This is a genomic window from Glutamicibacter sp. BW78 (assembly GCF_002332245.1).
Lineage (GTDB): Bacteria > Actinomycetota > Actinomycetes > Actinomycetales > Micrococcaceae > Arthrobacter_H > Arthrobacter_H rhombi_A.
Window position 1 is genome coordinate 1 of sequence record NZ_NRGU01000041.1, and the last position, 2,968, is coordinate 2,968.

A 2,968-nucleotide genomic window follows, 5' to 3' on the forward strand; every position below is an offset into this window, starting at 1 on the left:
ATAGTTCGAAATGCAGCAGCTGCCCACACTGGGTTAGCCAAGTCGAAGGTCACGACCATTGGTCGTGGCACTCAATGAACGGAACTCAAAATGGAACGGATCAACCGCCCTTCACACCTGGACATCCATCCGACCCCCGCGGCCCTGCCGCCAGAGCCAGCAGAGGAGCAGAGCTTCATCACTGCTACCGCGGCCGCGCAAATGATTGGCTGCAGCTCCAGGGCATTGGGCAAGCTCGTCGATGCCGGCCTCGTCGACACCGCTTTCAGCGATAGTGGGCGTCGCACCCTGTACTCCGAGCTCGATTGCCAAGAGATCGCAGTGTTCACGCCCGCGGACATCGCGGCGCTTGGGGACATCCCGCTTCTGGCCGTTCACGTAAACGGTCCGACCTACGACCCGGTGACGATTGCAGGATTCGTGCGCACGGATGCGGGATATGCCCCCGGGATCCACCACAATTCCTGGACCGGTTGGTGGCCGATGACTGGAGAGACGGCAACTAGCTTTCATGGCGGCCTCATCGTGCCTTCGTTGGGGGGCTTCGTCCCCCAGGGGGCGGTCCGCTGGATCGTCGGACATGACATCGTCTCCGGACGGGTGGCTTTCACCACCGAGTCCGTTGATGACGCCACTGCCAGCCGTCTGACCGGTGCGCGTTTCAAAGCAGCCCCGGGCAATATCTGGCAGCGCCTCAACTAGTTAGCTCGACACGCCCGTGAGACCTCTGGTCCACATTCGCCTGATCCTCCTATGTTCGCAGGGCCTCCAATTCTGGGGAACGTTCCCCAGAATTGGAGGCGACGGTGAGGCAGAGGCGGAGGTGGGCCCAACTGTTGCCCTTGTTCCTTAGTCGGGATGCCCCGTGGTGTGACACCAAACGAGGGGCCGGTTATCGGTTGACGAGCCAGTTCCACAGGCGTTTCCACGCACTGGCATGTTCTTCGGGGCCACCCTCTGTCTCCTTGGAGGTCAAGGATGGCTCGCCTGGCGCGGGCGCGGCCGAGTGCGCGGCAAATGCACTGGTATGGGCCAGCTCCACCCGTGGCGGGTTGAGAACGAGCGTTCTGCCGTTGTCTCCTGCCAGTTCTTTCCAGAACCAGCGCGCTTGGCCGACCATGGGAAATTGGGCTTTTCGGGTGCCCCATTGCAGCGTCAGGGGCTCGTTGAGTGCGCCGATGCTGTAGCCGTTTCGTTCGTAGAAGCCTTGGGAATCCGGTTCGCAGACTCCGTAGATGACCTGATGGCCGGTTGCCAGGGCTTGCTCTTCGACGTGGGTGAGTAGTTTTGCGCCTAGTCCTGCTCCGCGGCGCTCTTTCGCTACGGCGATGCTGTAGAGCATGACGAAGTCTTTCAGTGCTGCGGCCCTGTTCTCGGGCTGAAGGGGCAGTGGGATGACCTCAGAGTATGGCGCGGAGTAGTGGGCCGCTGCCGCGATCGCGTTTCCCGAGCGAACGAGGACGACGTCGCTGGCGCCTCCAAGGTTTTCCTTCTCGACGTCCAGGGGATAGACGGGGAAGCGTGAGGGGTCGTTGATATGTGCGGCGAAGAAGTCGTTTGCTTGGTTGCGTAGCTTCTTGCTGTGGGCCTTTTTCGGTTCGAGCACTGGGTCATCCTTCTTGTTCGGTTTCGCCGGTTTCCGGCCGCTGGTCGTGTGCTGCCTACCCGGGGATCCCCCCGCGGCATGGGAGGCCCGTGCTGTCCCCATGGTCATTGGTCCCCGCGGGGACAGCGCGGGGGTGCTCCTGCGCTCTGGTGGGGCCAAGATGCAGGAGCGTGACGGTCAGCCTTCCGTGGAGCTCATGATCGTCAGGACCCGCTCCCTTGAGTCTCCTGGGCCGGCGCGAACGATGAGTCCGGTGGGCTCGGCTTCGTCGGCGGCTTCGGTGTTGGGGACGCGGTACACGGTGAAGGTCGCTTCGGATCCTTCGGCTGCGACGCCCTTGATGGCGAGCCTGGCCATTGAGAGGACGTCCCACAGTCGTCCGGCTTCGTCCTGGAGGCCTCCGTGGTCCCAGGCGATTGCCTCCTTCCAGGCTTCGGCGGTGATCGCGGTGGGGTGGGCGAGTCCTGCTTCGTGGGCGGATTTGCTGACGTCGTGGAGGGCTNNTGTGTAGGTGGTGGTCTTCGGCGTTTCCATGGTTGCTGCGCTCCTGGTTGGTTGATCTGACATCTAGAGAGTACGCAGACTTATTAAGTTTTCTCAAGTGCGGTAGAGTAATTTTTATTCAAGAATTTCCGAGTGCTGTGAACCAGGAGGGTGGCGCGTCCGATGAAGGCAACACTGAGCGCGATCGAGGCCGCCGAGCGGGCTGGTATGTCCCCCACGTACTTCCGCCAGGTGATGAGCCGGCTGAACAATACGTCCCGAGATCTTCGGGCGCCGGCAGCTCCTGGGGAGCGTGCTCGACGGTATGACCCCGCCAGGCTGGATCAGTGGGTGGCCGCCGGGCGTCCTGCCGAGACCGACGAGGCCGACGGCGACGCCCGTTCCGGCCGGACCGTCAGGGCCAGGGCCTCTCGGACCTTGACCGGAGGATGGGATGTCGTGGCCGAGGGCCTGGAAGCCTTGGTCGTGGCGCGGACGCTGGACCAGGCGCGCAACGCGGTGCGCCAACGCTCCGCCCTGGCCTTGGGCATTGCCCCGGAGGAGATCACCATTGAGTTGGAGATCATCCTGAATGAGCCAGCAGCCCAGACGGTCAGGGAATACGAGCAGATCCGCGCCGAGGTCAAGGCTCTCGAAGAGCGCTCTGCGGCCCTGCGGTCCCAGTCGGTTCGGCAGCTGCGCGAACAGGGATTCACGATGGCGGAAATCGCCCGGGTGCTGGGAGTATCCATGCAGCGAGTCCAACAAATCGACGTGGCCAACCGCGACCCGGAAACCCCTTCGGGGACATCCCATCCTCGCCAGACGGAAAAGTAGCCAGGGCGAGTCGCATCGACATGTTTTCGCCGCTTCCCGCCT

General features: G+C 63.0%; 3 protein-coding genes. 2 read left to right on the forward strand and 1 reads right to left on the reverse strand.

All coding sequences use genetic code 11. The annotated features are described in order from the left end of the window. The first annotated feature begins 90 nt into the window (after nt 1–90). On the forward strand, nt 91–702 hold the full coding sequence (locus tag CIK75_RS15010; RefSeq protein WP_096224563.1) for a hypothetical protein: 612 nt from the start codon (nt 91–93) through the stop codon (nt 700–702). A gap of 190 nt (nt 703–892) precedes the next feature. On the opposite strand, the gene CIK75_RS15015 is transcribed toward CIK75_RS15010, so the two are convergent. Continuing rightward, nucleotides 893–1,606: a GNAT family N-acetyltransferase gene (locus CIK75_RS15015; RefSeq protein ID WP_158225981.1), complete on the reverse strand. Its 714-nt coding sequence runs from the start codon at nt 1,604–1,606 to the stop codon at nt 893–895. A 666-nt stretch (nt 1,607–2,272) separates the two neighbouring features. Between CIK75_RS15015 and CIK75_RS15025 the strand changes: the two genes are divergently transcribed. After that, on the forward strand, nt 2,273–2,926 hold the full coding sequence (locus CIK75_RS15025; protein ID WP_096224566.1) for a hypothetical protein: 654 nt from the start codon (nt 2,273–2,275) through the stop codon (nt 2,924–2,926). Nucleotides 2,927–2,968 lie beyond the last annotated feature (42 nt).

Bases quoted from the DNA above. Each gene is read 5' to 3' on its own strand.
- CIK75_RS15010 (WP_096224563.1), top strand. From the start codon at position 91: ATGGAACGGATCAACCGCCCTTCACACCTGGACATCCATCCGACCCCC.
- CIK75_RS15025 (WP_096224566.1), top strand. From the start codon at position 2,273: ATGAAGGCAACACTGAGCGCGATCGAGGCCGCCGAGCGGGCTGGTATG.